Genomic DNA, 26,680 nt, shown 5'->3' on the forward strand with positions numbered 1-26,680 from the left:
GATAGGCGATGCCGCGGCGCCTCAGGAACGGTCGCGCAGCCCTGCGCCAGAGGGATGTCCCCTCCACCTGCCGCGACCTTCGCGCAGCGGTGGCGCGTCCACCGCGCAGTGGAAGCCCGGGGCCTGTGCCGGTCCCGGCGGGTTGCGGACGGCGGCCGCCGCGAGGATCCCGGCGAAGACGCACAGGCCCGCGGCGAGGAGCGCGGCGGTGTGGAAGCCGGTGGAGAACGCCGCCGGATGCATGTAGGCGTCTCCGGTGATCCCGGCGAGGGCCGGGAAGACGGCGACGGCGACGAGCGAGGCGGCTCGGGCCACGTCGTTGTTCACGGCCGAGGCCATGCCCGCGTGCTCGGCGGGGACGGCGGCCAGGACCGTGGCCGTCAGCGGCGCGACGGTGATCGCCAGGCCGAGGCCCAGGGCGGTGACGGCGGGCAGGGACTCGGTGAGGTAGTCCCCCGAGGGGCCGATGCGGACGAACAGGCCGAAGCCGGTGCCGATGACGATCGGGCCCAGGCTCATCTGTAGCCGGGGTCCGATGCGGGCGGCGAGGGCGCCGGAACGGGCCGAGAGGGCGAGCATGATCGCGGTGACCGGCAGGAGGGAGACGCCCGCCTCGAAAGCGGTGTAGCCGGAGACCTGCTGCAACTGGATGGGCAGCAGGAACAAGGCGCCGCCCAGCGCCCCGTACACGACGAAGGTGACGATGTTCGTCACGCTGAACTGCCGGGAGCGGAAGAGGCCGAGCGGCAGCATCGGGTGCCGGATCCGGCCTTCCAGCAGCACGAAGCCGGCGAGCAGGACCGTCCCCGCGATGATCGCCGGGATCCCGGCCGCGCCTGTGATCAGTCCGTAGGTCAGGCCGACCAGGCCCAGGGTGGCCAGGGCGCCGCCGGCGATGTCGATCCGGCCTGCCGCGTCCGGGTCGCGGGACTCGGGGACGTGCCGCACGGCCAGGACGATGACCACCGCGGCCACCGGCAGGTTGATCAGGAAGATGAGCCGCCAGCTCGCCGCCTGGACGAGCCAGCCGCCGACGAACGGGCCGGCCGCGGAGGCGACGCCGCTCAGCCCGGACCACGCGCCGATCGCCCGGGAGCGGTCGTCGGGATGGAACGAGGCCTCCAGGATCGCGAGGCTGCCGGGAGTGAGCAGCGCCGCGCCGACGCCCTGCAGGGCACGTGCGGCGACGAGGGTGCCGGGGGTCGGCGCGAACGCGCAGAGGGTGGACGCGAGCGCGAACCAGACGACCCCGGCGAGGAAGACGCGGCGGCGGCCGTAGTGGTCGCCGAGGGCGCCCGCGACCAGGAGCAGACCCGCGAGGGTGAGGGTGTAGGCGGTGACGATCCACTGCAGGGCGGCCAGGCCGGTGCCGAAGTCGCGGCCGATGGCGGGCAGCGCGATGCCCACCACGGTCGCGTCGAGCGAGGCGATCGCCGATCCGAGGACGGTCGCGGCGATCACCCACCGCCCCTGCGCCGTCGCGTACCGGATGCTCATGTCGTCAGCCGGCGATCGGAATCGCCGGGCCCCGCGCCGATGATCACACTCTCCATTGCGCCGCACCTCCACGATGAACCCGGACCGGCCTCGTCCAGGAGGGGGTCCGCCAGCTAAGACAGGGCCGCCCCCGCATCTGTGACAGGCACCGGCGCGGGCCGGAGTTGTCACAGGACGCAAGGCCGCCCTGTCGTAACTGGTGACCGAGGAGCGATGGAGGCCCCGGCGAGCAGGGCCACTCGGCAGTGGCGGCGTCGCCGACCACCGGCGTCGACACCCCCTCACTGACGAGGGCAAGCGGTTCCCCATGGAAGGGCGGGACCGCGCAGGAAAGGAGATGCGGTGGAAGAACTGGAAGTCCCCAAGCGGCACGTCGTTCAGATGCTCCTGACAGCGGGCCTGCCTGGCGTGGCGGACGAAGCCGAGCGAGTACTGCCGGACCCTGTCGAATACGACCTCGCGGAGAGCTTCCTCGCCCGGTACGGCGTCACCAAGGACGAGCTCATCAGTTGGCGGGGAGGCAGTCCGTAGCGGGGCGTGCACCGACCGCCGTCCGCCCCCCGGCCCCTGTTGGGCCGGGGGGCACGCTCATGGCAGCCTTCTTCACCGCGGCTGGGTTCCGCGCTTTCTCATCGTCAGCCGGTCGAGCACGCTCCGGCTTGGCCTGGTCCGGCCCGCCGCTGCGGCTCCGCGTCCCCGGACGGCCTTGGCGGCCGCGTCGGCCAGCAGGACGGCCGGCACGGCGGTGAGGGCGACCGCCCAGCCGAGCGCGGACGGGAGGCCGCCGCCGAGCAGATGGGCCACCGGCGGAACCCCGAGGAAGACGAACATCAGCACCAGATCGGTCGCGACCGCCCACAGCAGCAGCGGGTTGCCGTTCCAGCGGAGCCGGCCCGCCCACCGCGATTCGCTGCGGCACGAGAACGCGGTCGCCATCTGCCCGAGCATGATGGCGGCGAACGCGGTGCCGGACGCCGTGGACAGCAGCGCGGCGGAGGGCGTCTCGCCCCAGCTCCATCCTCCGGCGACGAGGACGGCGGCGAAGGCGGCCATGGTCGCGGCGGCCTCGACGGGCCCGAGGACGCCGAAGACCCGGCCGAGGAGGCGGCGGTCGATGAGGCGGTCGTCGCGGGCGCGCCCCTCCAGGGTGTGCCGCCCGGCGGGTTCGGCTCCGAGCGCGAGCGCGGGCAGGATGTCGGTGCCGACGTCCAGGGCGAGGATCTGCAGCACGCCGAGCGCCAGCGGGAGCTGCCCGCCCGTCACCGCCCACGCCGCGAACGGCACCAGTTCGGCGACATTGTCGGTGAGGTGGTAGGTCAGGAACCGGCGGATGTTGGAGAAGGTCGCCCGGCCCAGCTCCACCGCCGCGACGATCGTGGCGAAGTGGTCGTCCAGGAGGACGAGGTCGGCGGCCTCGCGGGCGACGTCGGTGCCGGACGCGCCCATCGCCACGCCGATGTCGGCCTGCCGCAGCGCCGGGCCGTCGTTGACGCCGTCGCCGGTCATGGCCACCACGTGCCCGCGTCCCTGCAGGGCCCGGGCGATCCGCAGCTTGTCCTCGGGGGTGACGCGGGCGACGACCACGCCGTCGCCGTCCAGCAGCCGCCCGAGCTCGGCCTCGTCCCGAGGCAGGTCGGCCCCGGTCACCACCGGGCTCCCCGGCTCGGACAGCCCGACCTCGGCGGCGATGGCGTGGGCGGTCGCCGGATGGTCCCCCGTGATCATGGCGAGCCGGATGCCCGCCCGGCGGCAGGACGCGATCGCGTCGGCGACGTCGTCACGGGGCGGGTCCTGGAGGCCGACCAGGCCGAGCAGCGCCAGTCCGCGCTCGGCCTGGTCGGGGTCGGCGGGCAGGTCGTCCGGCAGGTCGCCGGGCAGGCGGACGGCGACGGCGAGGACGCGCAGGCCTCGTCCGGTCATGGCGGCGAGGGCCTCTTCGGCTCCCGGCACCGGCGCGCAGCGCGGCAGCACCGAGTCGGGAGCGCCTTTCAGGTGCAGTCCGCTGGCGGTGAGCGAGGAGGAGCGCCGCCGCTTCGCGTCGAAGGGGTAGCGGCGCCGCTCGGGCTCGTCGGACAGATCCGCCCCGGCCCGGAGCCCGAGCGCGTGCAGGGCCGCCTCCATCGGGTCCCCGACCGCTCGCCAGCGGCCGTCCTGGCGCCGCGTCCGCCCGGTGGAGCAGCGGTAGGCGGTGACGGCGAGCCTCCGGACGGCCTCCACCGCGTCCGGCCCGCCGATGAGCCGGCCGTCCGGGGAGTATCCGCTTCCCTCGATCCGCACTTCTCCGGACGGCGTCCAGACCTGGACGGCAGTCATCTCGTTGTACGTCAGCGTGCCGGTCTTGTCGGTGCAGATGAACGTGGTGGAGCCGAGCGTCTCCACCGCCTCCAGCCGCCGCACCAGGGCCTTGCTCCCGGCCATCCGCTGCGCGGCGCGGGCCAGCGACAGCGTGACGGTCGGCAGCAGTCCTTCCGGTACCAGCGCGACGGTGACGCCCACGGCCAGCAGGAAGCCCTTGCCGGGCGGCAGTCCGAGCAGCACGGCGGCCCCGAAGAACGCCGCGCCGACGCCGACCGCGGTCAGCGCGACGACCCGCACCACCCGGTGCAGCTGCCTCGTCAGCGGGCTGGGGCGCCGCCCGGCGGTGCGGGACAGCGCGGCGATGCCCGCCAGCCGGGTCCGCGCCCCCGTGGCCGTGACCCTCGCCTCCGCCTCCCCCTCGGTCACGAACGTGCCCGCATGCGCGCGGCCGCCCGCCTCCGGCCGGGCCGGGACGCTCTCGCCGGTGAGCGTCGACTCGTCGACCGCCAGGGCGTGCGTCTCCAGGAGTTCGAGGTCGGCCGAGACCCGGTCGCCGGCCTCCAGCAGGACGATGTCCCCGGCCACGAGGTCCTTGGTGTCGATCACCGTGCGGTGCCCGTCCCGGCGGACCGTCACCCGGGCCGGCAGCAGCTCCCGCAGCCGCCTGCCGGCCCGCTCGGCCCGGTACTCCTGGGCGAACGCGAAGACCCCGTTGAGGACGACCACCACGACGATGGCCGCCGCGAGCTCCGGCAGGCCGCCGACATAGGCGAGGACCGCGGCCGCCCACAGCAGCAGCGCGAAGAAGTGCACCATCTGCCTCGCCAGCGACACCAGCGGAGAGGGCGGCCGCTCCGCCGGGAGCAGGTTCGGCCCGTCCCGCCGCAGCCGTACGGCGGCCTCGTCTGATGTCAGTCCCCGTCGGACGGGGTGGAGGGGCTTCTGCGTGATCATTGGACCGGTGACTCCATTGCGGACGTGCGACGCACCCGCACGCCTTCAATGCGGTGGTGTCGATGACACCCCCTCACCCTCCCCGGTCCATGGAGGCGAGGCATGACACGAACGCATGAGATGGCCGGCCGGCGAGCCTCGCTCACCCTGCGGAACCATTCCGGCACATGAAATCGCGGGTATACCGAAAGGCGGAGCCGTTCCCGAAGGAATGGTCCGCTTCCGGAGACGACCGCTAGGCTTCGGGGGTGAACCACAGTGAGCTCGAAGCGGACGTTCTCCGCCTGATCATCGGAGCCGCCGACGACGACGCTCGCGCCTTCGGCGAGGAGACGGTCACCGAGCTCTACGAACTCGCCATGCGCGCCATCGAGGAGGTCGACCACCAGGTCTCCGCCGATCTCGACGACTTCCTCGCCACACCGGAGATGGCCGCCGAGCATGAGCGCATCCGCCGCCTCCTTGCCCCCGACGCGGGGCAGGCAGCCGAATATGTCCGCTAATCGGGCGCCGAACGGTCGGCAAAGACACCGCGGAGCATGCCCGTAGCCTGCCCGACCTCGATGAGATATCCGTCCGGGTCGCGCATGTAGCAGCGGATCTCCGCCTTGCGGTCCAGGGGCTCGGTCAGGAACTCCGCACCCTGGGCGGTGGCCTCGGCGTAGAACGCTTCGATGTCCGCCACCCGGACGTTGAGGAAGGCCGACACCGGATCGCCGGGCTCGGGCGGCCTGAGGACCACGTCGGGCTTGTCCGGGGTGGGGCCGCCGCCGGGGTTCATGATGATCCAGGTGTTGGCCACCTGCACGATCGCCGGGTTCTCACGGAGCACCACCTTGCCGCCGAGGACGTTCGCGTAGAACTCCCTGGAGACGGCCACGTCCCGGACGGTCAGGAAGTGCGTGACCACGAGCCCCTGGCTCGGCGCCGGAAGGTCGCCTTGGTCCGACATTCGGATTCCTCCATGCCGCAGGTACTGCCTCTGCCCCCGAGCCGGCGGTGCGCGTTTCCTCCGGCGCGGACGGGCCCGGCCGTGGCCACCGCCCGAACGACAAAGGAATCGTCCATTGTCGCCACAGCAGTACGCCACGTCCGGCGCTATCGAGTCGTCACCGAAACCGTCAAATCCTGGCTAAGCCGCCCCCGCCCTCATCACATTCCGTGGTCCCGCCGGTACTTGCGGAGCCCGGGCTGTGCGAGCCGTTCGAGCAGCGGCCGGATGCGAGGGAGGACGCCGGGGGTCAGGCCGGCGGTCTTGAGGAGCCACCCGTCGTGCCGGGGCAGGTTGGTCTCCAGGCGGGGCCGGTCCAGGTTGGCGACGACCGCCCGGGCGACGGCGTCGGGGCTGAGCGGTTCGCTGAGGAAGTTGAGAGCGGAGCCTCCGTTGGCGGCCTCGTGGCGGAGCATCGGGGTGTCCACGGCGCCGGGGTGGACCATGCCGACGCGCACGCCCGTCTCACGTTCGAGCATCGCGAGCGCGAGCATGAACGCCCGCAGCCCCGCCTTCGACGCGCAGTAGCCGGCGCTCTCCGCGAGCGGCATCATCGCGCCCAGCGACACGACGGAGACGATCCGGCCGGGGACCCGGCGCAGGGCCGGGTAGAGCGCGCGGCTGAGCTGCATGGGCGCCTGGAGGTTGATCAGCTGCTCGCGGCGGCTGTCCTCGACGGTCACCTCCTCGAACGGCCGGGTGACGACGATCCCCGCGTTGTTGACGAGCAGGTCGCACCGGCCGCCGGAGGCCTCGACGGCCGCCACGACGTCCTGGTGGAAGCCGGGTTCGGTCAGATCGAGGCGCAGCCGTGTCACGGGACGGGGAAGCCGGTCGAGCCCGGCGGCGTCCAGGTCGACGGCGATGACGTGGAAGCCGCGCTCCTGGAGGCGGAGGGTGATCGCGGTTCCGATGGCTCCGGCCGCGCCGGTGACGACGGCGACCCTCATGCCGACCTCCGCTGCCGGTCGAACATGCCGGGGGTCAGGCCGGTCCAGCCCATGTGTCCGCCTATCGTGCCGAGGTATCCGCGGTAGGCGTGGGCGTCGACGTAGGACCGGTGACGCGCCGAGTCGAGGAAGCGGATTCCGCCGTCGAGCCTGGGACGGTCCTTCGCGATCATGCGGTCGAACCGCGCCGCGCGGGCCGGCGCGTGCTCCTGGTCGTGGAGGTACTGGGCCAGGATGTTGCTGATGTGGTCGAAGACGGTGTACGCGCTGGAGTTGATCTCCAGGTAGCCGAGGCCGAACAGGTTGCGGTGCTCGCGGCTGAACGCGGTCAGGTACAGCTCGGGTCGGCCGTCGTTCCAGGTGAAGTACTTCTCGGCGTACGGGATGTCCCAGTCGTAGCCGGTGGCGTAGAGCACCAGGTCGATCCGCTCGCCGGTGCCGTCGGTGAAGCGGACCCGGTCGCCGTCCAGGCTCGCGATGTCCGGCCGGACCGCGACGTCGCCGTGCTGGAGGTGGTGGATCAGCTGACTGTTGAGCAGCGGGTGCGACTCGAACAGCTTGTGGTCGGGCTTGGGCAGCCCGTACCTGGTGAGATCGCCTTGGAGGAGCCGGAGCGTCGCGGCGAACAGCGGGCGCTCCAAGCGCAGCGGCAACCGCGGCCCTTTGGCGGCGAACTCGTCGCTGGGGACGCCGAAGATGTGCTTGGGGATCAGATGGTAGCCGCGCCGGACGCTGACGAAGGCGGCCTCCGCGCTGGCGGCGGCGTCGCAGGCGATGTCGGCGCCAGAGTTGCCCAGGCCCACCACCAGCACGCGCTTGCCGCGGAACTCCTCCGGGCTGCGGTAGGAGGACGAGTGCCGGATCTCCCCGGTGAACGTGCCGGGGTGCCGCGGCATGCGCGGCGTCCAGGTCACGCCGGTCGCGCACACGACCGCCCGGTAGCGGTGGCGCGAGCCGTCCTCCGCGGTCACGGCCCATGCGTCGCCGGACCGTTCCACCGCGCTGACGGCGGTGCCGAAGCGGATCGCCTCGCGCAGGCCGTAGGCGTCGGCGAAGTCCCGGGTGTACTGCAGGATCAGCCGGTGGCCGGGGTAGTCGGGAAAGTCCTCGGGCATCGGGAAGTCGAAGAACCCGGAGGTCTTCCGCGAGGAGATGAAGTGCGCCGATTCGTACATCGGCGTGCCCGGGTTGTCGAGACTCCAGATGCCGCCGACATCGTTATGCCGCTCGTACTGGTCGTAGGCGATGCCGAGCCGCTGGAGGGCACGGGCGGCCGACAGGCCCGCCGGCCCGGCGCCGACGACGCACACCCTCTCGGGTTCCGATCCGTTCCCCGCCATGAACACTCCTCTGGACGTGTGACTACGCTCGATCCAACGTCCAGGCTCGGGAGCCCGGGAGGGCGAATCCGGGCTAGCGTGGGGGGCAGACCGGACACCTAGGGGGACGTGTGAGCGGCGACGCACGGCTCAACGAGGCGGTCATCCCCCCGAGCGTCCTCGTCGGGCTGGTCGAGATCGGGCAGCGCGAGGGCCTTCCGATCGTCTCCTGGTTCGCCGGCACCGGGCTGGAGCCGGCAGTACTGCTCACCTCGGGCACCCTGAAGGTCTCCTTCCGGCAGGCGAGCACCGTCCTGCGGCGCGCCATGCGGGCGATGCCCGGCAAGCCGCTCGGCATGCGGGTCGGCGGCCGGGACGTCCTGCTGTCGTTCGGCATGCTCGGCGTCGCCCTGCGCTCCTGCTCCACCGCGAAGGAAGCCCTCTCCCTGGCCCTCGAACTGCACCAGGCCGCGGGAAGCCTGCTCGACGTGGAGGCCGAGGCCTTCGGCGACACGGCCGCGCTCCGGTTCCATGAGCGGCGCCCCGACCCCGAACTGATCGCCTTCCTCTGCGAGGAGGCGATGTGCAGCACTCTCGTCCTCCTCCGCTCCATGCTGGGCGCGGACTGGTCGCCCACCCGCATCGAGCTGGCCTACCCCGCCCCGCCCTACGCCGAGGAGTACCGGCGCTTCTTCCGCTGCCCCATCCTGTTCGACGCCGCCGCCAACCGCATGGTCTACCCGGGCGCCCTGCTCGGGCTCGCCTTCCCCACCCACAGCGAACCGACCCGTGCCGCCGCCATCGCCGCCTGCCGCGGCCTCCTCGACCTCGGCACCGCCCGCTCCGACATCACCGTCACCGTCGAGACCCTGCTCGACCAGGACCTCCGCCGCCCGCTCACCATGGCCGAGGCGGCCCGGCACCTCCACATCACCGAACGCACCCTGCGCCGCCAGCTCGCCGCCTCAGGCGAGCACTACAGCACCATCCGCGACCGCGTACGCGAACGCCGCGCCACCTTCCTCCTCCTCGAGACCGCCCTCCCCGTCGACGCCATCGCCCACGAGGTCGGCTTCAGCGACGCCCGCGAGTTCCGCCGCGCCTGCATCCGCTGGACCGGCCACCCACCCAGCACCACCCGCAAAACGTCCCCGGGGCAGCCAAGGCCGGCGCCCCCTGAGCGGTCGAGCACCCAGGCCGGTAACGGGAGGCGGTGACGATGCGCCTGCCGCTTGCGTGCTGCACCCTTCAGACGATTGCGTTTGATCGCATCAGCCGCACTCGAGAAGGAGGTCTGGGAACATGGGTGCCGACGGCGGCGAGGTCTGGGATCCGTTCGGCACGCTTCGCAGGGTCCTTTGGATCGGTGGCGGGCAGTGGGCCGGCAAGTCCACCGTGGCCCGGCTGCTGGCCGACCGGTACGGGCTCACCGCCTACAACTACGACTACCACGACGCGCGCGGCCACAACGACCGCCGGATCGCCCGCCGGATCAGGCTCGGCCACCCGCCCGACGCCCCGGACCCCGACGCCGTCTGGGTGAACACCACCCCGCAGGAGATGGCCGCCGACACCCTCGCCGGCTTCCCGGCCCGCTTCGAGTGGGCCCTGGACGACCTGCGCGCCCTGATCCCCGGACGGCCCGTCATCGCCGAAGGCTGGGGACTGCGCCCCGAACTGGTCGCACCCCTCATCGACTCGCCCCGGCGGATGGTCGTCATGGTTCCCACCGAAGCGTTCCGCGACCGGCAACTGCGCGAACTCCCCCGAGCCGCCGCCTTCGGCGGCCGTGTCAGCGACCCCGCCCGGGCCCAACGCAACCGGCTCGAACGGGACCGCCTCGTCGCCGACGACGCCGTCCGCTCCGCCCGGCGCCACGGCATCCGCGTCATCGAGGTCGACGGAACCCGCGACGCCGGCGCCGTCGCCGACATCGTCGCCGACCACTTCCGCCCCTACCTCCCGCCCCGGGAGGATCGCCGACCCTGACCGGCCCAGCCCAGGCCAGCGGCCCTTCAGCGCCGAACACGGTCAGCTGGTTCCTCCCTCCGGGAGTTGACCGGAGCCGAGGGGATGATGAGGGCGGCCAGTGCCGCCGAGGCCGCCACGCCCGACGCGAGTGCCAGGGCGCCCGGGAGGGACCGGGCCGCGAGCGGTCCGGCGACCGCCGCCCCCACGGCGAATCCGGTGATCTTGAGGCTGGCGCCGGTGGTGAAGATCTGGCCGCGCAGCTTCTCCGGGGCCTCCCGGTGCCGGATCGCGAACAGCGCGGCCAGCTGGGGGCCCTCACCGATACCGGCGACGACGACGGCCGCGATCAGCGCGGCCGGCCGTCCCGGGGCCGCCAGGGCGAACGCGGCGGCCTGGACCAGGGCCGCGACCCAGATGATCGTGTCGGGGTCGACGGCGCGCGGGAACCGGGCCAGCAGGGCGTTGGCCGCCAGGGCGGAGACCGCCGAGCAGGACAGCAGGACCATGCCGCGCCCCGCGCCGCCCAGGACGCGCTCCCCCAGCAGCGGGACGCAGGCGGTCAGCATGCCCTGAGCGGCGCAGCAGACCACCGAGGCGAGGGTCGCTCGCGCCAGGAGCCGTCTGCCGATGATGACCCGTGCGCCGGCGGCGAGATCGCCGATCAGTGAGGTCGCCTGAGCCGTCCGGGCCCGGACGGGCGGGGAGGGCAGCCGCCACGCGGCGGGCAGCGCCGAGACGATGAGTGCGGCAGCGGCCACCACGGCCATCGGCGCCCCCAGCGCCTCCGCCGCACCGCCCGCGAGAGCGGGACCTGCCAGGCTCGCCGCGCTGAAGGTCATGGCGTCGAGGGCGCTCGCCCGCGGCAGACGGTCGCCGGGCGCCACCCGGGGAAGCTGGGCCGTCCATCCGCCGGACAGGGCCGGTCCCAGCAGCCCCGCCGCCACGGCGATCACTATGGTCACGGCGAACGGCACGCGGCCGAGCCCCAGCAGGATCACACCCAGCCCCGCCGCGTACAGCAGGACGGCTCCGCCCAGCAGGCGGCCCGGCCGGCTCACCCTGTCCAGGAGCACCCCGAGCACCGGCCCCCCGACCGCCGCGGAGACCGTGATGCCCGCGAGCAGCGACGAGGCGTCGGTGGTCGATCCGGCCAGGGCGAAGCCCGCCAGCATCAGCGCCGGGCCGGACATCTCGTCCCCGAGACGGGCCGCCACCGCTCCGGCGAGGTACGAGCACAACGAGTAACGCCTCTTCATCGACAGGACGTTACGGAAGTAACTTAAAACATAGCAATATGCGTTACATTGACTGGATGCGGCCCACCGTCGACGACTGGTCCACCCGGCACTCCGTGCTGTCCATGGCCCGGCGGACCGCCGCCCTGGTCAACGCCCTGGCCGACGACCGCCCTGACCCGGCGACCGTTGCCGGCGTGCTCGGCGCCTACGGCGAGACGGTCCCCTCGCCGGGCCTCAGCACCGGCGATATCGCCGAGATGCACGCGGCCGCCGCTCTGCTCCGGGACGTCTTCGCCGCGGAGGACGCGGACGACGCCGCCACCGCCCTCAACCGCCTCCTGCGCGAGCACACCGGGCCGCTCCGTCTGACCTCGCACGGCGGCGGCACGCCCTGGCATCCGCACCTCGACCGCGACGACGAAGCCCCGTGGGGCGAGTGGCTCCTCGCCTCGTCCTGCATGGCCCTGACCGTCCTGGTCTGGGACCGGCAACGCCCGCCCGGCCGGATCTGCTCGTCGTCCAGCTGCCAGAACGTCTTCATCGCGCAAGGCAGCGGACCGGAACGCCGTTACTGCTCCCGCCGATGCGCGACCCGCGAACGCGTTGCGGCCCACCGGCGCGCCCACTCCGCCATGCAGCCCGTAGACCCCGGCGAGGAAGGACACCGCCGCCGCTGAAGCCGCGCTTCAGGGCGCGCGGCGTTCCGTGCGGGAACGCCGCGTGTACTCCTGGCCGAGCGCGAACAGCAGCCAGGTGAAGGCGGTGGCGTCGTCGACGATGCCGAACGGCAGGAAGACGTCCGGGATCAGGTCGACCGGGGAGACGATGTAGATCACCGCGACCACCATCGCGACGATCTTGCCGGTCGAGGTCCGGTAGTACGCCTGCGCGGCCCTGCCGGCCGGCCCGACACGGCGGCGCCTGCGCAGCCGCAGGATGCCCGCGATCAGCAGGACCGCGCCGACGGCCATGACGGCGGCGCCCGCCACGGTGATGTCGACGCCGCCCAGGTCACCTTCCGCGGTGAGAGCCGGGACGGCGCCCGCGACAAGGAGGACAAGCCCGAGCCAAACCATGCGCACCTCCGGGGGGACGTGTCCTCCGGTATTGCCGCCCCAGCCGAGTTCACTCCGATTCAGGGGCCACTGCCCGGCGTGAATGCGGCGAGGCGCCGCGCACACGGGCGGCGGGCAACGGTCGGCGGTCGGTGGGCGCACGGCCGGTGCGCGACTTCGAGTGACCGGCGCGTGACCGCGGCGTCAGCGCGGGCGGGGACCCTCGGATCACGGCTCGCGGACGGGACCCGCCCGCGAGCCGCCCGTCCAGGCGGCCCCAGGGCCGCGACCACCGGAAAGAACAGAGAGGACACCGCGATGGGACACGGGAAATCCGCGAGCGGGCACCTGAACCTCGCCGACGCCCGCGGCGGGCGGAAGACGGCCGAGGACGCGTTCTTCGCCAGGTCCACCGCCGTCCGGGCCGTCCCTGCCAAGGAGCAGGAGAAGCGGTAGCCCGCGGCGGCGGACACGCCGCCCCCGGTCGCCGCGCCGCAGCCGCGGTGCGGCGACCGGCCGCCCATCACCTGGGAGGTGTCGCTCTTGACCCGTACGAGACCGTCGTGCCCGCATCCGGGCGGCGTCGGCGACAGGGAGCGGTCCGTCCCGGTCGCCGAGGCGCTCGCGCTCGCCCTCGACGCCGCGCGGGCCCATGGACTGCACCTGGCCTGGAGCCCCCCGGACGACACGCTCGACGACCGGGTGACTGTCTTCACCGCCGTCCTGTCGGACGCGGCCGGATCGCCGGTCGGGAAGGCGACTGGCAAGGGCGTGGGGAGACGATCGCTGGCCAGTGCCCTGTTCGAGGCGTTCGAGCACGCGGCGGCATACGGGACGCTCCCCGGCATACCTGGCGGACTCGGACGGGAGGTGCTGCCTCCGTCCCCTTTCCAGCAGTTCGACCTGCTCTACGACCACGCTCGCGGTGTCCGGACGGCCGCACCGCAGGCCACGGCGGAGTTCCGCACGCTCACCGGGCTGTACCCGGCCAGGGCGGGACGCCGAGTCGCCTACCCGCGGGCGGTGACCGATCTCGCCTACCACTGCGGCGACGACGAAGCGGACCTGGCCGTCCTGCAGCGGTACACCACGACCAACGGCTATGCGGCGGGCGCCACGCTCGACGACGCGCTCGTCCACGCGGTGAACGAGCTGGTGGAACGGGACGCGTTCAGCCAGTACCTCCTGTCGTCGGTCCTAGGGCCGCCCCGGCCGCTGCCGCGCATCGAGGGCGGCGCGCCCGGCCCGCTCCGGCGGGCACTGGAGACCGTCCAGGCCGAGGCCGGCACGAAGGCGACGGTGGTGGACATCACCGCTCACACCGGGTGCGTCGTCATGGCACACCTCGTCCCCCCGGAAGGCCCGTCCGGTCTGGCCGGGCTGGGCTGCTCCCCCTTCCCCGAGATCGCCTACGAGCGGGCTGTGACGGAGCTGCACCAGGAGTGGACTGCCTTCACCAGGGGCGTCACCTTCGCCGACGAGGGTGGGCACGAGCCGGCGAATCTCGCCTCCTATCCCCTGCTCCATCGAGCCGCCACCATCCCGGGACCGGTGTGCGGGGAACGGCTCGGCTACGAGGAGTTCGTGCGCGGGCGCGGCCGGAGCGGGCCGGCGGACGGGACGCCGGTCCACCTCTTGCACACCCTGCGGAACCGCGGTTTCGAGGTCTTCTGGAGACCCGTCTGGCGGCACGTGGCCGGCACGCGGGACGAGGAGCACGGCGTGCACGTCGTCCAGGTGATCGCGCCGGGTCTGGAGCAGTTCCACGGTGTCTTGTTCTGCCGTCCGCTGGTCCCCACCGGGCGGCTGCACTCGCCGCGAACGTGCGCTCTGCTCCTACGAAGAGAACGCCTGGAGGGAGAACGAGGATGAAACCGAACCTGACCGAGGGGCCCTACTGCGACGCCCAGCAGATCGTCCGGGCTTCGGCGCGCTTCTACACGGCGGCCGGCGTGGACCCCGGGGCGGCGTCCGGCCTCGCCCTCCATCCGATGGTGGACCACTTGGCGTGCGCGCGGTGGTGCGGTGGGGACGCCGGGCCCGTCCCGCCCGAGTACCTGGAGCCGGTCGGGAACGGCACCGTCCGGGCGTGGCTGGACCGCGGCCATCCCGCCGACGCCGCCCTCATGAGGACGCTGAACTCCCTCGCCGACCGGGAGCACGGCCGCGTCGAGCCTGAGGACGAGCAGGGACGGACCGCCCTGGAGGCGCTGCTCACCGAGGCCGACGCTCTGCTCAGAGCCAGGATCCCCGAGCTGTGGGACCAGGTCCGGTGCTTCGTCACACGCGCCGCGCTCACCCGCGACGAGCACATCGCCGGTGCGTCCTGGGACGACCTCGCGGGTGCGGTCGTCCTCGGCACGCGGCTGGAGCACCGCCCGGACGCCGCCGCCGAAGCGCTGCTCCACGAGGCCGTGCACGCCAAGACCTACCGCCTCACCCGCGGCTTCGAGAGGGTCTTCATCGAGTCGACCCCCGAGTTCATCGACATCCCGTGGTGGCGGACCGAGACCTCCAGCAGACGCTGGGACAGCGACCGGGCGTTCTCCGCCTTCCCGGTGTACGCGCATCTGAGCCACTACTACGAGCGGGTCGTGCGGCTGTCGGCGGATCCGGAGCGGGACGGGTCGCTGCACTGCCTCCAGCGGACGTCCTTCCGCGCCAGGTACCTGGCGAACCTGGTCCTCCAACTCGACGACCGCCTGCTGGACGGCGAGCGGCGCGCCCTCGTGCGCCGGCTCGCCGAAGCGGTGCCCGAACCCCCGTGCCTGAACGCGGCGGGGGCGGCCGCGCTGCGCCTGGACCTGCGGTCGTTCCCCGGCGCCGAGCGGGCGCTGTGCTTCACGAGCTGACCGGCGGACGGCGGGCCGCGCCGCTGCCCGCGGTCCTGCGCGCCCGGCGCTGGATGCTGGCCGGGCTCACGGTGTCGATCGTCGGCAGCAGGGTGGTCGAGGGCGGCGCCGCGGGCACGGTCGTCCAGGGACTGCTGCCGGTGATGTGGCTGCCCGTGTTCGCCACCGCGGCCGAGGCGCTGGGCTTCGCCGCCCCGCTCACGACGCGGCTGCTCTCCCGGTTCCCCCCGGCCGCCGTCCTGGTGGCCTCCGACATGGCCGAGGCCGTCCTCTCCGCCGCCGCCTTGGCCGCGCTTGTGCTGGCGCCCGCCCGCTCGGGCCCCGTCATGATCTGCTATCTGCTGCTCGCGCTCGTCTTCCCTGCGATCTGCGACGTGGTCGAGGAGCTCTACGCCCGGCAACTGGCACGCCTCTCACCGGCCCACGCGCTGTCGTTCAACGCCGCGGTCTATTCCATGCTGGGGTTCGTCGGGGTCGTCATCGGCGCACCCATGGGCGGCCTGGTCTCGGGAAGCTCCTTCGCGCTGCTCGTCGGGCTGAACCTGGTGCTGTCGGCGTCCGGGGCCTGCCTGCGTCTCGTCAGCAGGCGGACCGTGCCGACCACCCCCGCGCGAGAGCCGGAGACCTCTGGAGCGCGCAGGTCGTGGACGGACGTAGCGGCGGTGCTCGTCCGCTCGGGGCCGACGTCGCCCGCCGTGGCGTTCGTGGTGACGGCCGGACACGCGAGCGCGGGCGTCTTCGTCCATCTCTGGACGGCCCGCGCGATGCCCTGGCCGCCCGCCGCCTCGCTGGCACTCGTCGTGGCCTGCTTCGGCGTCGGCGCCACGCTGGGCCCCCACCTCGCACCCCTGGCGCAGCGCCGGCTGGGCATCCGGGGCGCGCTGGTGCTCTCCCTGACGGGGGCGATCACCGGGGTCGCGGTGCTCGCCGCATGCCTGGTCCTGCTGCCGCCGGCCGCCGTCTGGCCCGTGGCCCTCGGCCAGGTCGCCACCGGGGCCGCCCTCGGCCGGATGCGGGACGTGCTGATCACCACGCTGCGCCAGGCGTCGTTCCGCGGCGAGGAGTTCGGCGCCGTCATGAGCTGGTCGTTCGCGCTGTCGTCGCTGGGCGTGCTGGCGGGCTCCTGGACGGGCGGCGGCCTCGGAGTCGCCGCGCGCCCGCTCCCGGGGCTGGGCGTCCTCGCCGCCGCGCTCGCCGTCGTCCTGCTCGTGGTCCTGCGCGCGGACGGTCTGCGGAACCGCGGCTGAGTCGCGCCCCCGGCGTCCCGCGCTCTCAGTGCGGAGCTTCGAGGTATGACGAGGTCGGCGCCGGCCCCGGCGGTATACGGTCGGCGCATGACGAGCCGCCGCCCCTCGCCCGAAGCGTCCGCGATGAACGTCGGCGGCTTCGTCCGCGACGACACGCCGACCGCCGAGGTCGACCGCCGGGAGGCGGTGATGGCGTCGCTGGCCGGAACCGTCCGCGAGCTGGTCGACGCCACGATCCGCACGACCGTCGACGACGAGGAGGTGCAGCGGGTCCGCGACGACCTCGCCGCACTCGTCGACCGGCTGCGGGCCGCCCAGCTGCCCGGTCCCGCCGGCATCCGGTACAACGCCGAACTCCGGGCGTGGAACTGGGGCAATGCCGTGATAGGGGCCGCGAACGCGATCGCGCCGCCCCTCCGCGTCGTCCACGGCCCGTCCGGATGCCACGCCGACGTCGTCCTCGGCGCGGCCTACGAGGGACCTCCCGGACTGGTGCACGGCGGGGTCTCCGCGATGCTCCTCGACCACATCATGGGCGAGACGGCGTCCGGGATGCGCCGGGCGACCTTCACGGGAACGCTCACCATGCGCTACCGGCGCGGCACCCCCCTCGGCGCCCTCCGCCTCGAAGCGGAGATCGTCCGCGAGGAGGGGCGCAAGGTGTTCGTGGCGGGGTCGATCGCCGACGCCGACGGCGTGACCGTCGAGGCCGAAGGGGTGTTCATCCAGCCGGCGGGGACGACGGGCGATAGCCCGCCGGAGCAGCCAAGCACATAGAGCCTGCCATGTCTTCGTCCATCGCGGTCGCGTCTTCTGGCGGCGACCACGAGTCAGGCGGGGGTCAGTGCCGGGGCGATAAGGAGAACCTGTCACCGGTGGAGTCCCCATGCGGATCGAACAGGGCGGCCCGCCCGGCTGGAGGCGGTGCCGCTCAACCGGATGCTCGCCGCGCCCTTCGACGCGATGCGGTCCCAGCGCCCCTTACCGGTCGACGGGCGAGGAGGATCTCCTGCCGATCAGTTGAAGCAGTCCTGGTCCTTCAGGTTCAGCGCCATCATGGTGACCCGGCCGCGTTCCACCTCGAACTGGTACAGCGCGCGGCGGTTGCCGGGCGCGGTGACGTCCCAGAAGCCGTGGACGTCACGCTGGACGCCCGGATAAGCGCGCTTGAGCTCCCGGAACGTGGAACCGACGTGGACGCCGCGCGGAGTGCGGGTGGCGCGGGGCGGCGCGATCATCGCGACCCCGTACTTCTTGGAGATGTAGACCGACACCTCGTCGCGGCCCGTGGGGTGGTCCTTCAGGTCGAAGCCGTCGCACCACTGTCCGGTGAACTTGCGCACCAGCATCCCGGAGCGAAGCGCGTCCCGCTCGGAACTGCCGATCTTCAGAGCACCGTAACCCTGGGAAGTGAGCTGGACGGCTTCGCCGGCGGCGAGCACCGCACCCGTCCCGGCGACGGCGGAGCCCGCGGTGAGGACGAGTCCGAGGACGGAGGCCGTGCCGACAACGGCCATAGTGGCGATGCGCATGAGTTTCCCCTGCTCCTTTGCTTCCAGGCGGCCTAGCGGTCTCCCCACTTCTGCCCGCACAGTGTTCGCATCAACACAGAGCGTGACGCATTTCGAGCATGCCGAAAGGTGAGCACCGTGTGACCCCTCACCACGCCACGAAGCGTCCGATGCCAAGCAGGAGCCGTCCGACCTTGGAGCGTAGATCCCGCTTCGGCCGGGGACGGCGACACCTGGTTCCCCGGCCAGGTGGGCCGCCAGATACGGCATGGGCATGCAGAACCCGATGTTGATGCCGACCTGGTTGACAAATGGTCGAGCCGACGGTGTCGACGCCGACCAGCCGCAGATCCGGGAACGACTGGCGCAGCACGCGGGAGACCCCCGAGCTGTGCCCGCCGGTGCCGACCGAGCAGATCAGCGCGTCGATCCAGGGCAGGGCACCGATCAGCTCGGCCGCCAGGGCCGCGTAGACGGCCACGTTGTCGGGATTGCTGTACTGGTCGGGGCACCAGGCGCCGGGAACGCCGCCGGGCGATGCCTCGGCGGCCAGGGCGAGGCCCGGGACGGAGTCCATACGAGCGGCGTGTTGCCGATGGCGTACAGGAGCGACGCGTCCGGCGAGGGTGCCGGGTACGCGCCGACCGCCGCGGCGGTCCGATGGTTCGGGTGGTCCGAGCGCAACGCGGGGACCTCGGTCTTGTCCCGATCCGCGCCGGGCTGAGGCGGGCAGGCTGTGGAAGGACGCATGGCGGTACTCCGCTCGTGGCAGGGGATGCCGCGGGACGGCGCGAGGAGGCGGGCGAGCGGCACCCTGAAACGGCGGTAGCCGCCGAAGAACCGGCCAGGCGGCCGGCATCTATCCAGGGGCAAGGCACGGGCTGATCAAGATTGCGAACAATTGCCGCCTCGGCGTCCCCGTGGCGCCTGCTCGCCGACCTCATCACCACGCGCAGGGCGATCACGGTCGCCGACGCCCGACGGATCCACTCCTCCTGCCGTGGCGCGTCCTCGCCGCCCCGGAATCCGGCCTCGTCCGGCGGCAGGGGAGGCGGGTCAGGCGCAGGAGATGCAGAGGGCCGCGGCGGGACGGGCCGCCAGGCGGCCGGAGCCGATGGGGCCGCCGCAGGAGGTGCAGATGCCGTAGGTCCCCGCGGCGAGGCGTTCGAGAGCGCGGTCGAGGTCGTCGAGACGGTTCCGGGCCGCCGCCAGCAACGCCTCGACGTGGGCTCGCTCGAAACCGAGGGTCGCGCCCTCGGGGTCGTGCTCGTCGTCCACGGCCGACAGCCGCGCCGACTCCACGATCCCCTCGCGGTCGCGGTCGAGCGCGCGGACGGCGGCGAGCGTGCGCTCGCGCTCGGCCTCCAGCGCCTCGCGCGTCCGCGCCGCTTCCACGTCCGTCCCGTCGCTCATCTTTAGTAGAACTCCCTGGCCGGCGGGCTCATTCCACACCGAGCCGGTCGGACGTCCCCGTAGGGTGTGTGGCATTTCGTGGCGCTTTGTCCATTGCGTTTTACACACTCACGGACATTCGTCCATGTCCGGCCGCGACGGCCGGGGCGGCGGGACGGGGGGCGGCGGCGGGAGCGCCGTGCACGCCGCCGATGCGGCTTGGCGGGCCACTGCAGCCGGGGCGGTTCCCGCTCTGGCCTGGGTCGATCTCAAATCGAAAAAAGTGGCAACCTTCCCCCAACTCCGAGCGTCACACCTACCGGATCGCATGCAGCACTTAATCGTCACGCCGCAAATATGACCCGGAGGGGGCGCTATCTACACAGAACGGGCGGGGGCGCCAGTGGAAGAGACATTCACCCTGCAGAAGTCATCTTTCGGGCAATCCGGTCGGGTCACGGTCACTTTCACGCAGGGCGAGCTGGAGCACGGGGACGCGCTCCTCAGCCACCGCTACGGCCGCGCCGACGACCGCGACGTCCTCCTCAAGACGGCCCTCTCGCCCGCCGGGGCGAAGGTGCTGCGCCGCGAGGCCGAGGTCTACGACCGGATCGCCGGGCGGCAGGCGTCCGCCGGGCGGATGATCGGCTTCCAGGCGGCGCAGAGCCCCGTGCGCCTGATGGTGACCCGCCGCGGCGTGCCGGTCTCCCGGTGGGACCCGGCGCCGCGGCTCGACGCCGCGCAGCTCGGCCGGGCCGCGCGCGACCTGTTCGGCGCGCTCGCGTTCCTCGCCGACCTCGGCTTCGCGCACCGGGCCCTCTCGGCGGACACGGTGTTCTGGGACGGCCGCCGCGTCGAGCTGCACGGGTTCGGGCACGTGGAGCCGCTCGGCCCGCCCGAGGCGCTCGCCGGGTCCGCGCTCGGCTCGCCGACGGGGCTGCCGGTCAGCGACGTCCCGGACGTCCATGCGGCTGCCCACCTGCTGCTCCGGCTCGCGACCGGGTCGCCCGGCGGCGGCACGCCCGCGGCCCTCGTCGCGGAGCTGGCCGAGCTCGACGCCGACCTCGCGCAGGCGCTCGAACCGGCTTTCCACGCCACCAACGGCCATTCCGTCTCCCCCGGTGAGATCAAGGACCGGCTGTGGCGGAGTCGTCCGATGCCGCCGCCGCCCGCGGGCGGCCCGGAGGATCGGCACGTTCCGGAGGCCCCGCCCCGGCAGCCGCCCCCGGACCAGGCGACCTCTGGCGCGACCGCCCCTCAGACGACGCGGCCCGAGGCCAGGCCGCCATCGGCCGTCCGCGACCAGCGGCTCGCCGCGCAGGAGAACGGACGGGCCGAGTTCCGCGAGCTGCGCCGCCGGCAGCGGGAGTTCCGCGAGAGCCGCCGGATCGCGGCCGAGCCGCCGCGGGCGCAGGCCCCGGAGGGGCCCGTCGCGCCGCCCCGGCCGGCCCGGCTCCCGGCAGCGGACGGGACGCCCCCCGCCGGCGGGCACGGCCCGCTGCTCTTCCTCCTCCTCGGGGTCCTTGCCGTGGCCCTGATCGTCAGCGCCGTCCTGCTCGTGAGGTGAACGTGAGCGACCCCGAACCGCCCAGGCCCAAGCTTCCGCCGAAGCTCGACGGGCCGCCCTTCCCGATGCCCGCCGCGAACACGGACCTGGAGCTGAACCTGGCCCAGGTCGCGCCCCCGGGCCTGGACGCCCGGCCGAACGGCGCCGCGCCCGGCGACGCGCTCGCCGGCGCCACGGCGGCGGGAGCCACGGCGGCCGAGAGCACCGCGGCCGAGGGCACGGCGGCCGGCGACTGGACCGCCGACCCCCCGTACGAGCCGCGCCCCGAGACGGTGATGGGCGAGGACCTCGGCCCGGCGTCCCCGCACCGGCCCCGCGTGCCCGGCCCGCCGGACGGCCCCGACCGCACCATGGTGTGCCCGTACTGCCTGAGCGAGTTCGACTGGAACACCGCCCCGCTCGTCGACCGCACCGTGGACGGCGACGAGATCGCGCTGACCCGGGAGCCCGGCGAGGGCGACGTCCGCTGGCGCACCCGGACGATGCACGCCTGGCGGGTCTGCGAGGCCACCGGCAAGGACCACTTCGTGCCCGCGTCGCTCGGCGGCATGACCGTCCTGATCGTCGGGATGGTCGGCACGTCCGGGTCGGGCAAGTCGCACCTGCTCGCGGCGATGACCGAGGAGCTCGACCAGGCCGCGCTGAAGATCTCGCACCGGCTGGACGTGCTGCCGCTCGACCCGCGGCTGCAGCGGGAGCTGTTCGCCAGGAACCGGTTCGACCTGCTGCGCGACCGCAAGCCGCTGCCGGTCACCCGCCGGGCGCTGAGCCCGGAGTTCACCTGCGCCTACCGGATCACCAGCGGGCACACCGGCGAGCAGTACGCGCTGCTGGTCTTCGACGTGCCGGGGGAGATCTTCAGCCAGGGCCACACCCGCGACGACACCCCGTTCATGAGCATCGCGGACGGGCTGATCTTCGTGGCGGACGGCACCGAGCTGGACGTCCGGCACGGCCGGCACACCGGCGACCCGGGGTTCACCGCGGTGCTCAGCCACATCGACCACGTCCGCGCCGGGCAGGGCCTGGAGTTCCTGCCGCTGCCCGCCGCGCTGGTGATCGCCAAGTCGGACACGCTGCGCGCGTTCAAGGAGGTCGACCGGTGGCTCGACCGCCGGGACGACCTCGAACTCGGCACGGTCGAGCAGGAGTCCGAGGACGCCTACGCCCTGCTGCGCTCGCGCGGCGCGGGGTCGTGGCTCGTCCCGGTCCAGAAGTGCGAGGACGCGACCCTGCACTTCGCGTCGGCGACCGGCGTCGGCGTCGACCTGGAGAGCGGCGAGTACCCCGAGCAGTCGTTCCGGCGGCAGCGGGTGCTGCGGCCGCTGCTGTCGCTGCTCGCGATGAAGGGCGTGCTGCCGCGCGGGGTGCTCGACGCGTCCGCGGACCGGGCGGGGGCGGCGTCATGACCACCGGTCCCCTTCCCGCGTCCGACCGCGTCGACCAGATCGTCTTCGCCTGGTCGGACCGGCTGCTGGCCGGCGGCCGCGGCCTCGGCCCGGTCGCGACGTCCCTCGACGCCGACGGGCTGCGCGTGTGGAACGAGCGGCTGGCCGGCGGCGACGTCGCCGTCGGGCAGTGGCTGTCCGGCCTGGCCGAGTGCGCGGCGCTCGGCGCGCTGCGGTTCGGCCGGCGGGGCGAGCACGGCGCCGCGCTGCGGCTGGTCCCGGCCCGCGACCCGAACGGCCGGCCCTCCCAGCTCGTGCACGCGCTCGTCGGCCCGGCGCCGGTGGTGAACGCGGCCCTGGTGCTCGGGCTGCACCGCTGGCCGGGGTGGAGCACGCCGGAGCGGCTCGACGGGACGCCCTCGGACCTCGAACCGCTCGACGCGACCGCGCTGTGGACGCACGCCCGGGCCGGGCTGGACGAGCCGGCCGCGCCCCGCGACGCGCTGGCCGGCCTGCTCGCCGGGGTGCTCGCCGCGCCCTGCGACTCGTACCTGGCCGACATCTCCCCGGACGACGTCGGCCTGGCCGCCGGGCTCGTGCGCCGGTTGGACGGGGTGGCCGGGACGACCCCGCTGACGATGCTGCTGGGCGCGCAGGTCACCCGTCCCGAGCTGCGGCCCCGGCTGCTGGCGGTCGGCCTGCCCGACGCCAGGAACGGGCGGACGCCGCTGACGACCGCGGGCGGCGCCGAACCCGGTGCCGCCCGGGTGGCCGGGCTCCTCGCCGACCTGCCGCCGGGTTCGCTGACCCGGCCGCGCGCGCCGCTGACGACCGCCGCGGCGCTCGCGGACTGGGTGGAGGCGGAGCACCAGCGGGCCACCGGCGTCCTCGAACTCGTCGACCGGGCGATAGCGGGCAAGCTGGACGAGCGCGCGCGCCACTACCTGAACGGCCCTGACGCGCAGGAGCAACTGCGCGCCCATCTGCGGAACGCCGGCATGGAGTGGCTCACCGAGCGGCTGCTGCGCTGGACGGAGGCGAACCCGCACGGGCTGACCGAGGCCGCCCGCACGCTCCGGCAGGTCGCCGCCGCCCGGTACCTGGCGGAGGCAGGGAAGGACCGCGAGGCCGCCGAACAGCTGCTGCAGGCCGCTCGCCGGATGGGCCTCACGGCGCCGGAGGCGGGCCGCGTCCTCGCGAACTGGTACGCCGGGCTGCCCGAGGCCACCTCGGCGGACCGCTACAGCGCCGTGTACTTCGCGGTCGACGCGGGCATCGACCCCGCCTCCGACGACACCTTCGCCCGGCTCCTGCCCGGCATGAAGGCGGCCGACCTGCTGGGGTGGAGCAGGGTGCTGGCACCGAGCGAGCACGTGAGCGCCGCCCTGCACTTCCTGCGCACCGCGCACCGGCAGTGGAGCCGCGGCGACCGCCGCGGCGACGAGGACGTCCGCGCGCTGATGCGCGAGACCGAGATGTTCCACGAGACGATCCACGAGATCGTCTCGCGCTGCGGCCTGCGCCCGGAGGCCGAGAACGAGCTGTACCGGAACGTCCTGCACCTGGCGTACGGCCACCCCGTCACGGACCTGGCCCCGGTGCTCGGCGCGCTGCCCGCCGACGCGGAGGCGACGCAGTTCCGGCCGTGGGCGGCCCTCGCCGAGGTGCTCGCGGGCGACCGCGCCCACGTCTTCCAGCTCGTCGCGCAGGCGCGCCGCCGGAAGGCCCCGGCGCCGGTGCTGGAGGACATGCTCGGCGTCCTGTCCAGCGCCGACCTCGTCCGGGGGCTGGCCGAGCAGTCCGGGCAGCCGAGCCTCCTCGGGGCCGTGGGCCAGGTGCTGCGCAAGCGTGCGGCCACGCCCGCCGAGCAGCGCGCGATCCGCGAGGCCGCCCTGGCCGAGCGGTTCCTGGCCGGCCTGGTGGAAGAGGCGTGGCCCGACGAGCCCGGGACGCGGTTCGACGCGTACTCGTACCTGCTCAAGGCCGTCTACCAGGCCGGGGACCGGGCGGACGGCGGCGGCCTCACGCGGGCGGAGGTGGACGAACTCGTGCGGGACGGCGGCACGGGGCCGTTCCTGCTGGCCGTGGTCGCCCACGCGGCGCGGGACGCGGTCGTGCCCGCCCTCCTGCACGCGGCCCACCGGCACGCGGCCGACCTCGGCCTGCCGTCCGAGACCGTCGAGTTCGCGCTGCGCGGGCCGCACCGGGCCGCCGAGGCGCGGACCGCCGCGAGGACCCCCGCCGAACCGGCGCGCGGCGCCCTGCCGCAGCCGCAGGGCGCGCCCCAGGGGCAGCCCGTCGGGGGCGGCCCGGCCCGCGCCGCTTCCGCGTTCCCCGAGCAGTCGATCCCGCCGCAACACTTCGCGTTCGACCCGCCGGCCCCGCGCCGCGACCACTTCCCGTCCGACTCCGAGCGGGAGCTGCCGGGCGACGGCCGGCACCCGGTCGTCGCCTGGATCACCGGCCGCACCGTCCAGGAGTGGGCGATCGCGGTGCTCGGCCTCGGGGTCGCCGTCCTGCTCGGCCTCTGGCTGTTCGGCGGCTCGGACGAGGCCCCGCCGCCGCGGCGGGTCGCCCCGACCGTGACCGTCACCGTCTCGCCGTCCGCCTCCCCGACGTCCACCTCCCCGGCGGCCGGCGCCGAGTCGCCCGCCGCCGAGGGCGGGACGCCGGCCGGCGGCGGCCGGTCCCCGCAACCGACGACTGGAAAGACCCCCTGATGGCGCCTGGAGAGACGATCAGCCCGACCGAGCCCCTCACCTCCGACGACATCCTCAGAGGCATCAGCACGCGGTTCCACCGGTACGCCGACCGGGCGCTGCGGGACTCCCCCGGGGACGCCGCCAGCGGCCCCGCGCTGCTGAAACGCCTCGCCGACGACCTCGACCCGGCGGGCGGGCCGCCGCCGGCCGGCGTCGACCTCGTCACCGCCTACCCGGCGGACGCGCTGCTGCCCGACCCGGCGCCGCGCCGGTCGCTGGAGATCGCGCTGTTCTGGGGCCGGCTCTTCCAGAACGTGCTGGTCTTCGCACCGATCGTCGTCACCTGGTGGAAGCTGCACGACGCCCTGAACGCCTACGGCCGGGCCCACAGCGAGGGCTCGTTCCTGCTCGGCTGGCAGGCCGGCTCGTTCGACCCCGACCACATCCGGCGCGGCGTCCAGGATTTCGCGCCGCTGTCGGAGACCGCGTGGTGGGTCGTCCTCGCCGTCCTCGTCGTCATCGGGTTCACCGCCCTCGTCACCACCTGCGAGAACCTTCTCGACCGTCCGCGCTACGAGGCCGAGCGCGTGCAGATCGCGCAGGACGTGGCGCTCGCGTCGCACCTGCTGTCCGGCTCCCGGGACGACCGGGTCACCTACCGGGACCTCCAGGCGCTCGTGCGGCGGATGGAGACCAGCGTGGGCGGGCTGATCGGCCGCCTCGCGGCCACCGCCGAGGACGTCCGCGCGGCGCTGGAGGGCAGCACCGGCAAGCGGATCGAGGAGGCCGTCCAGACCTGGATCGACAAGGCCGAGTCGCTGGAACGGGCGATCGCGGGCATGCAGGCGCCCGCCGAGACGCTGGAGCGCTTCCGGGAGCTGCAGGGCGACATCGCGGCCGGGCAGCGCGAGCTGCGCGCCGAACTGGCCGCCATGGTGACGCAGGTGGAGCGGGCGACGCTCGCCACCACCGACCACGCCGAAGCCGCGCAGCACTACCAGGACGCCGGCAACGCGGTGCTCGCCGACGCGGTCACCCGGCTGTCCGCCGGCACCGACCGGCTGTCGAAGGCGCTCGAGCAGCTGGAGTACCTCGTCGACGACACCCGCGAGTTCGTCGCCTACGTGCGGCACGACGGCGGTGCGCACCGGTGACGGGGCCCGCGGGGAGGCGCGCGTCCCGGCGGGGACGGCGGACCTCCCGGTTCGGCGCGGCGCACCTCGCCGGGTGGCTGTTCGCCGACCTGATGCTCGTGCTGTTCCTCGTCGCCATGGCGGTGCAGCCGCGCGCGCAGCTCACCACCGGCCTGCCGGAGCAGAAGAAGCCGCGGCCGTCCGGTCCGCGCGTCCTCGGCCAGGACTTCTGCGACTTCCTGATCCCGGTGCAGGCCGGGGGGCTGCTCTCCGGCTCCGGCGGGGCCCGCGCCGACCTGCTGAAGAAGGTCGACGAGGCGCTGCGCGGCGAGCACCCGTCCTGGCTGTACGGGGACGAGATGCGGCGCGAGGGGCCCCGCGCCGCCTGCACGGAGCAGCTCCGGCAGAGGCTCCAGGTCGGCTTCTTCCTCGCCTACGGCGCGCGGAACGACACCGGCAGCGGCGTCACCCTCGGCAGGAACGCCGCCAAGGCCATCAAGTCCGGCAACCCCCGGTTCCGCGAGGCGATCTACCGGGCCGCGTGGACGGGCGGGGAGGGCGACGGCTCCGTCCAGCTCGTCGTCTTCTTCTACCAGAACTGATCCCAGATCGATC

25 protein-coding genes are annotated in these 26,680 nt (G+C 73.8%); 15 read left to right on the plus strand and 10 right to left on the minus strand.

Going from position 1 to position 26,680, the window contains the following annotated elements; translation table 11 throughout:
* Window positions 1-21 precede the first annotated feature (21 nt).
* Window positions 22-1,497, minus strand: coding sequence for an MFS transporter (locus K4S16_RS37955; RefSeq protein ID WP_149263928.1), 1,476 nt, complete (start codon window positions 1,495-1,497; stop codon window positions 22-24).
* 342 nt (window positions 1,498-1,839) lie between these two features.
* Here K4S16_RS37955 and K4S16_RS37960 point away from each other — a divergent pair, with 342 nt between their 5' ends.
* On the plus strand, window positions 1,840-2,028 hold the full coding sequence (locus K4S16_RS37960) for a hypothetical protein (protein ID WP_149263929.1): 189 nt from the start codon (window positions 1,840-1,842) through the stop codon (window positions 2,026-2,028).
* A gap of 72 nt (window positions 2,029-2,100) precedes the next feature.
* On the opposite strand, the gene K4S16_RS37965 is transcribed toward K4S16_RS37960, so the two are convergent.
* Entirely contained in the window at window positions 2,101-4,749 is a 2,649-nt protein-coding gene (locus K4S16_RS37965) for a cation-transporting P-type ATPase (protein ID WP_149263930.1), read from the minus strand.
* A gap of 248 nt (window positions 4,750-4,997) precedes the next feature.
* On the opposite strand from K4S16_RS37965, the gene K4S16_RS37970 reads away from it, so the two are divergent.
* Window positions 4,998-5,252: a hypothetical protein gene (locus K4S16_RS37970; RefSeq protein WP_149263931.1), complete on the plus strand. Its 255-nt coding sequence runs from the start codon at window positions 4,998-5,000 to the stop codon at window positions 5,250-5,252.
* On the opposite strand, the gene K4S16_RS37975 is transcribed toward K4S16_RS37970, so the two are convergent.
* From K4S16_RS37975 to K4S16_RS37985, 3 genes are all read right to left on the minus strand, one after another.
* On the minus strand, window positions 5,249-5,701 hold the full coding sequence (locus K4S16_RS37975; RefSeq protein WP_149263932.1) for a VOC family protein: 453 nt from the start codon (window positions 5,699-5,701) through the stop codon (window positions 5,249-5,251). The genes K4S16_RS37970 and K4S16_RS37975 overlap by 4 nt on opposite strands.
* Window positions 5,702-5,901: 200 nt before the next feature.
* A complete protein-coding gene (locus tag K4S16_RS37980; protein ID WP_149263933.1) occupies window positions 5,902-6,690 on the minus strand; it encodes an SDR family oxidoreductase in 789 nt (262 codons plus the stop codon).
* Window positions 6,687-8,030, minus strand: coding sequence for an NAD(P)/FAD-dependent oxidoreductase (locus K4S16_RS37985; RefSeq protein WP_149263934.1), 1,344 nt, complete (start codon window positions 8,028-8,030; stop codon window positions 6,687-6,689). The genes K4S16_RS37980 and K4S16_RS37985 overlap by 4 nt, the downstream gene beginning before the upstream one ends.
* A 110-nt stretch (window positions 8,031-8,140) precedes the next feature.
* Between K4S16_RS37985 and K4S16_RS37990 the strand changes: the two genes are divergently transcribed.
* Together K4S16_RS37990 and K4S16_RS37995 are read left to right on the plus strand one after the other, a co-directional pair.
* Entirely contained in the window at window positions 8,141-9,226 is a 1,086-nt protein-coding gene (locus K4S16_RS37990) for an AraC family transcriptional regulator (RefSeq protein ID WP_200842349.1), read from the plus strand.
* Window positions 9,227-9,311: 85 nt separating this feature from the next.
* On the plus strand, window positions 9,312-9,998 hold the full coding sequence (locus K4S16_RS37995) for a hypothetical protein (RefSeq protein ID WP_149263935.1): 687 nt from the start codon (window positions 9,312-9,314) through the stop codon (window positions 9,996-9,998).
* A 26-nt stretch (window positions 9,999-10,024) separates the two neighbouring features.
* Here K4S16_RS37995 and K4S16_RS38000 read toward each other — a convergent pair whose 3' ends face one another.
* Window positions 10,025-11,236 (minus strand): MFS transporter, encoded by a 1,212-nt coding sequence (locus K4S16_RS38000; protein WP_149263936.1) that lies wholly within the window; start codon window positions 11,234-11,236, stop codon window positions 10,025-10,027.
* Window positions 11,237-11,292: 56 nt separating this feature from the next.
* Between K4S16_RS38000 and K4S16_RS38005 the strand changes: the two genes are divergently transcribed.
* Complete coding sequence (locus tag K4S16_RS38005; RefSeq protein ID WP_235037341.1) at window positions 11,293-11,895, plus strand: CGNR zinc finger domain-containing protein; 603 nt, start codon at window positions 11,293-11,295, stop codon at window positions 11,893-11,895.
* Window positions 11,896-11,904: 9 nt separating this feature from the next.
* Here the strand turns inward: K4S16_RS38005 and K4S16_RS38010 are convergent, their stop codons facing one another.
* Entirely contained in the window at window positions 11,905-12,294 is a 390-nt protein-coding gene (locus K4S16_RS38010) for a YkvA family protein (protein ID WP_149263938.1), read from the minus strand.
* 297 nt (window positions 12,295-12,591) lie between these two features.
* Here K4S16_RS38010 and K4S16_RS44700 point away from each other — a divergent pair, with 297 nt between their 5' ends.
* The 5 genes from K4S16_RS44700 (at window position 12,592) to K4S16_RS38030 (ending at window position 17,149) form a co-directional block, all read left to right on the plus strand.
* On the plus strand, window positions 12,592-12,729 hold the full coding sequence (locus tag K4S16_RS44700) for a hypothetical protein (RefSeq protein ID WP_160161165.1): 138 nt from the start codon (window positions 12,592-12,594) through the stop codon (window positions 12,727-12,729).
* Between the two features lie 87 nt (window positions 12,730-12,816).
* Window positions 12,817-14,145 carry a YcaO-like family protein gene (locus K4S16_RS38015; RefSeq protein ID WP_149263939.1) on the plus strand — a complete coding sequence of 443 codons (1,329 nt, stop codon included), beginning with the start codon at window positions 12,817-12,819 and terminating at the stop codon, window positions 14,143-14,145.
* A complete protein-coding gene (locus tag K4S16_RS38020; RefSeq protein ID WP_149263940.1) occupies window positions 14,142-15,125 on the plus strand; it encodes a hypothetical protein in 984 nt (327 codons plus the stop codon). Before K4S16_RS38015 ends, K4S16_RS38020 begins: the two co-directional genes overlap by 4 nt.
* On the plus strand, window positions 15,110-16,372 hold the full coding sequence (locus tag K4S16_RS38025; RefSeq protein ID WP_149263941.1) for an MFS transporter: 1,263 nt from the start codon (window positions 15,110-15,112) through the stop codon (window positions 16,370-16,372). Before K4S16_RS38020 ends, K4S16_RS38025 begins: the two co-directional genes overlap by 16 nt.
* An 87-nt stretch (window positions 16,373-16,459) precedes the next feature.
* On the plus strand, window positions 16,460-17,149 hold the full coding sequence (locus K4S16_RS38030) for a PaaI family thioesterase (protein WP_235037342.1): 690 nt from the start codon (window positions 16,460-16,462) through the stop codon (window positions 17,147-17,149).
* A gap of 239 nt (window positions 17,150-17,388) precedes the next feature.
* Here the strand turns inward: K4S16_RS38030 and K4S16_RS38035 are convergent, their stop codons facing one another.
* The 3 genes from K4S16_RS38035 to K4S16_RS38045 all read right to left on the minus strand — a co-directional run bounded on the left by K4S16_RS38035 (window position 17,389) and on the right by K4S16_RS38045 (window position 19,296).
* Window positions 17,389-17,904: a hypothetical protein gene (locus tag K4S16_RS38035; RefSeq protein WP_149263942.1), complete on the minus strand. Its 516-nt coding sequence runs from the start codon at window positions 17,902-17,904 to the stop codon at window positions 17,389-17,391.
* A gap of 127 nt (window positions 17,905-18,031) precedes the next feature.
* The gene (locus K4S16_RS46115) at window positions 18,032-18,460 is read right to left on the minus strand and encodes a pyridoxal-phosphate dependent enzyme (RefSeq protein ID WP_305790881.1); all 429 of its coding nucleotides are present in this window, start codon (window positions 18,458-18,460) and stop codon (window positions 18,032-18,034) included.
* A gap of 479 nt (window positions 18,461-18,939) precedes the next feature.
* Window positions 18,940-19,296 carry a TraR/DksA C4-type zinc finger protein gene (locus K4S16_RS38045; RefSeq protein WP_149263944.1) on the minus strand — a complete coding sequence of 119 codons (357 nt, stop codon included), beginning with the start codon at window positions 19,294-19,296 and terminating at the stop codon, window positions 18,940-18,942.
* Window positions 19,297-19,678: 382 nt separating this feature from the next.
* Between K4S16_RS38045 and K4S16_RS38050 the strand changes: the two genes are divergently transcribed.
* Genes K4S16_RS38050 through K4S16_RS38070 form a run of 5 tightly spaced genes read left to right on the plus strand, consistent with a single transcriptional unit; the run spans window position 19,679 to window position 26,667 of the window.
* On the plus strand, window positions 19,679-20,842 hold the full coding sequence (locus K4S16_RS38050; protein WP_149263945.1) for a hypothetical protein: 1,164 nt from the start codon (window positions 19,679-19,681) through the stop codon (window positions 20,840-20,842).
* A gap of 2 nt (window positions 20,843-20,844) precedes the next feature.
* Window positions 20,845-22,251 carry a hypothetical protein gene (locus tag K4S16_RS38055; protein ID WP_149263946.1) on the plus strand — a complete coding sequence of 469 codons (1,407 nt, stop codon included), beginning with the start codon at window positions 20,845-20,847 and terminating at the stop codon, window positions 22,249-22,251.
* Window positions 22,248-24,950, plus strand: a complete 2,703-nt coding sequence (locus K4S16_RS38060; RefSeq protein WP_149263947.1) for a hypothetical protein — start codon at window positions 22,248-22,250, stop codon at window positions 24,948-24,950. The genes K4S16_RS38055 and K4S16_RS38060 overlap by 4 nt, the downstream gene beginning before the upstream one ends.
* Window positions 24,950-26,086 (plus strand): hypothetical protein, encoded by a 1,137-nt coding sequence (locus K4S16_RS38065; RefSeq protein ID WP_149263948.1) that lies wholly within the window; start codon window positions 24,950-24,952, stop codon window positions 26,084-26,086. Before K4S16_RS38060 ends, K4S16_RS38065 begins: the two co-directional genes overlap by 1 nt.
* Window positions 26,083-26,667: a hypothetical protein gene (locus K4S16_RS38070; protein WP_149263949.1), complete on the plus strand. Its 585-nt coding sequence runs from the start codon at window positions 26,083-26,085 to the stop codon at window positions 26,665-26,667. Before K4S16_RS38065 ends, K4S16_RS38070 begins: the two co-directional genes overlap by 4 nt.
* Window positions 26,668-26,680: the final 13 nt, after the last annotated feature.

It is taken from the genome of Actinomadura sp. K4S16 (genome assembly GCF_008327685.1).
Lineage (GTDB): Bacteria > Actinomycetota > Actinomycetes > Streptosporangiales > Streptosporangiaceae > Spirillospora.

Bases quoted from the DNA above. Each gene is read 5' to 3' on its own strand.
- K4S16_RS37955 (WP_149263928.1), bottom strand. From the start codon at position 1,497: ATGAGCATCCGGTACGCGACGGCGCAGGGGCGGTGGGTGATCGCCGCG.
- K4S16_RS37965 (WP_149263930.1), bottom strand. From the start codon at position 4,749: ATGATCACGCAGAAGCCCCTCCACCCCGTCCGACGGGGACTGACATCA.
- K4S16_RS37975 (WP_149263932.1), bottom strand. From the start codon at position 5,701: ATGTCGGACCAAGGCGACCTTCCGGCGCCGAGCCAGGGGCTCGTGGTC.
- K4S16_RS37980 (WP_149263933.1), bottom strand. From the start codon at position 6,690: ATGAGGGTCGCCGTCGTCACCGGCGCGGCCGGAGCCATCGGAACCGCG.
- K4S16_RS37985 (WP_149263934.1), bottom strand. From the start codon at position 8,030: ATGGCGGGGAACGGATCGGAACCCGAGAGGGTGTGCGTCGTCGGCGCC.
- K4S16_RS37995 (WP_149263935.1), top strand. From the start codon at position 9,312: ATGGGTGCCGACGGCGGCGAGGTCTGGGATCCGTTCGGCACGCTTCGC.
- K4S16_RS38000 (WP_149263936.1), bottom strand. From the start codon at position 11,236: ATGAAGAGGCGTTACTCGTTGTGCTCGTACCTCGCCGGAGCGGTGGCG.
- K4S16_RS38005 (WP_235037341.1), top strand. From the start codon at position 11,293: ATGCGGCCCACCGTCGACGACTGGTCCACCCGGCACTCCGTGCTGTCC.
- K4S16_RS38010 (WP_149263938.1), bottom strand. From the start codon at position 12,294: ATGGTTTGGCTCGGGCTTGTCCTCCTTGTCGCGGGCGCCGTCCCGGCT.
- K4S16_RS44700 (WP_160161165.1), top strand. From the start codon at position 12,592: ATGGGACACGGGAAATCCGCGAGCGGGCACCTGAACCTCGCCGACGCC.
- K4S16_RS38020 (WP_149263940.1), top strand. From the start codon at position 14,142: ATGAAACCGAACCTGACCGAGGGGCCCTACTGCGACGCCCAGCAGATC.
- K4S16_RS38030 (WP_235037342.1), top strand. From the start codon at position 16,460: ATGACGAGCCGCCGCCCCTCGCCCGAAGCGTCCGCGATGAACGTCGGC.
- K4S16_RS38035 (WP_149263942.1), bottom strand. From the start codon at position 17,904: ATGCGCATCGCCACTATGGCCGTTGTCGGCACGGCCTCCGTCCTCGGA.
- K4S16_RS46115 (WP_305790881.1), bottom strand. From the start codon at position 18,460: ATGGACTCCGTCCCGGGCCTCGCCCTGGCCGCCGAGGCATCGCCCGGC.
- K4S16_RS38045 (WP_149263944.1), bottom strand. From the start codon at position 19,296: ATGAGCGACGGGACGGACGTGGAAGCGGCGCGGACGCGCGAGGCGCTG.
- K4S16_RS38060 (WP_149263947.1), top strand. From the start codon at position 22,248: ATGACCACCGGTCCCCTTCCCGCGTCCGACCGCGTCGACCAGATCGTC.
- K4S16_RS38065 (WP_149263948.1), top strand. From the start codon at position 24,950: ATGGCGCCTGGAGAGACGATCAGCCCGACCGAGCCCCTCACCTCCGAC.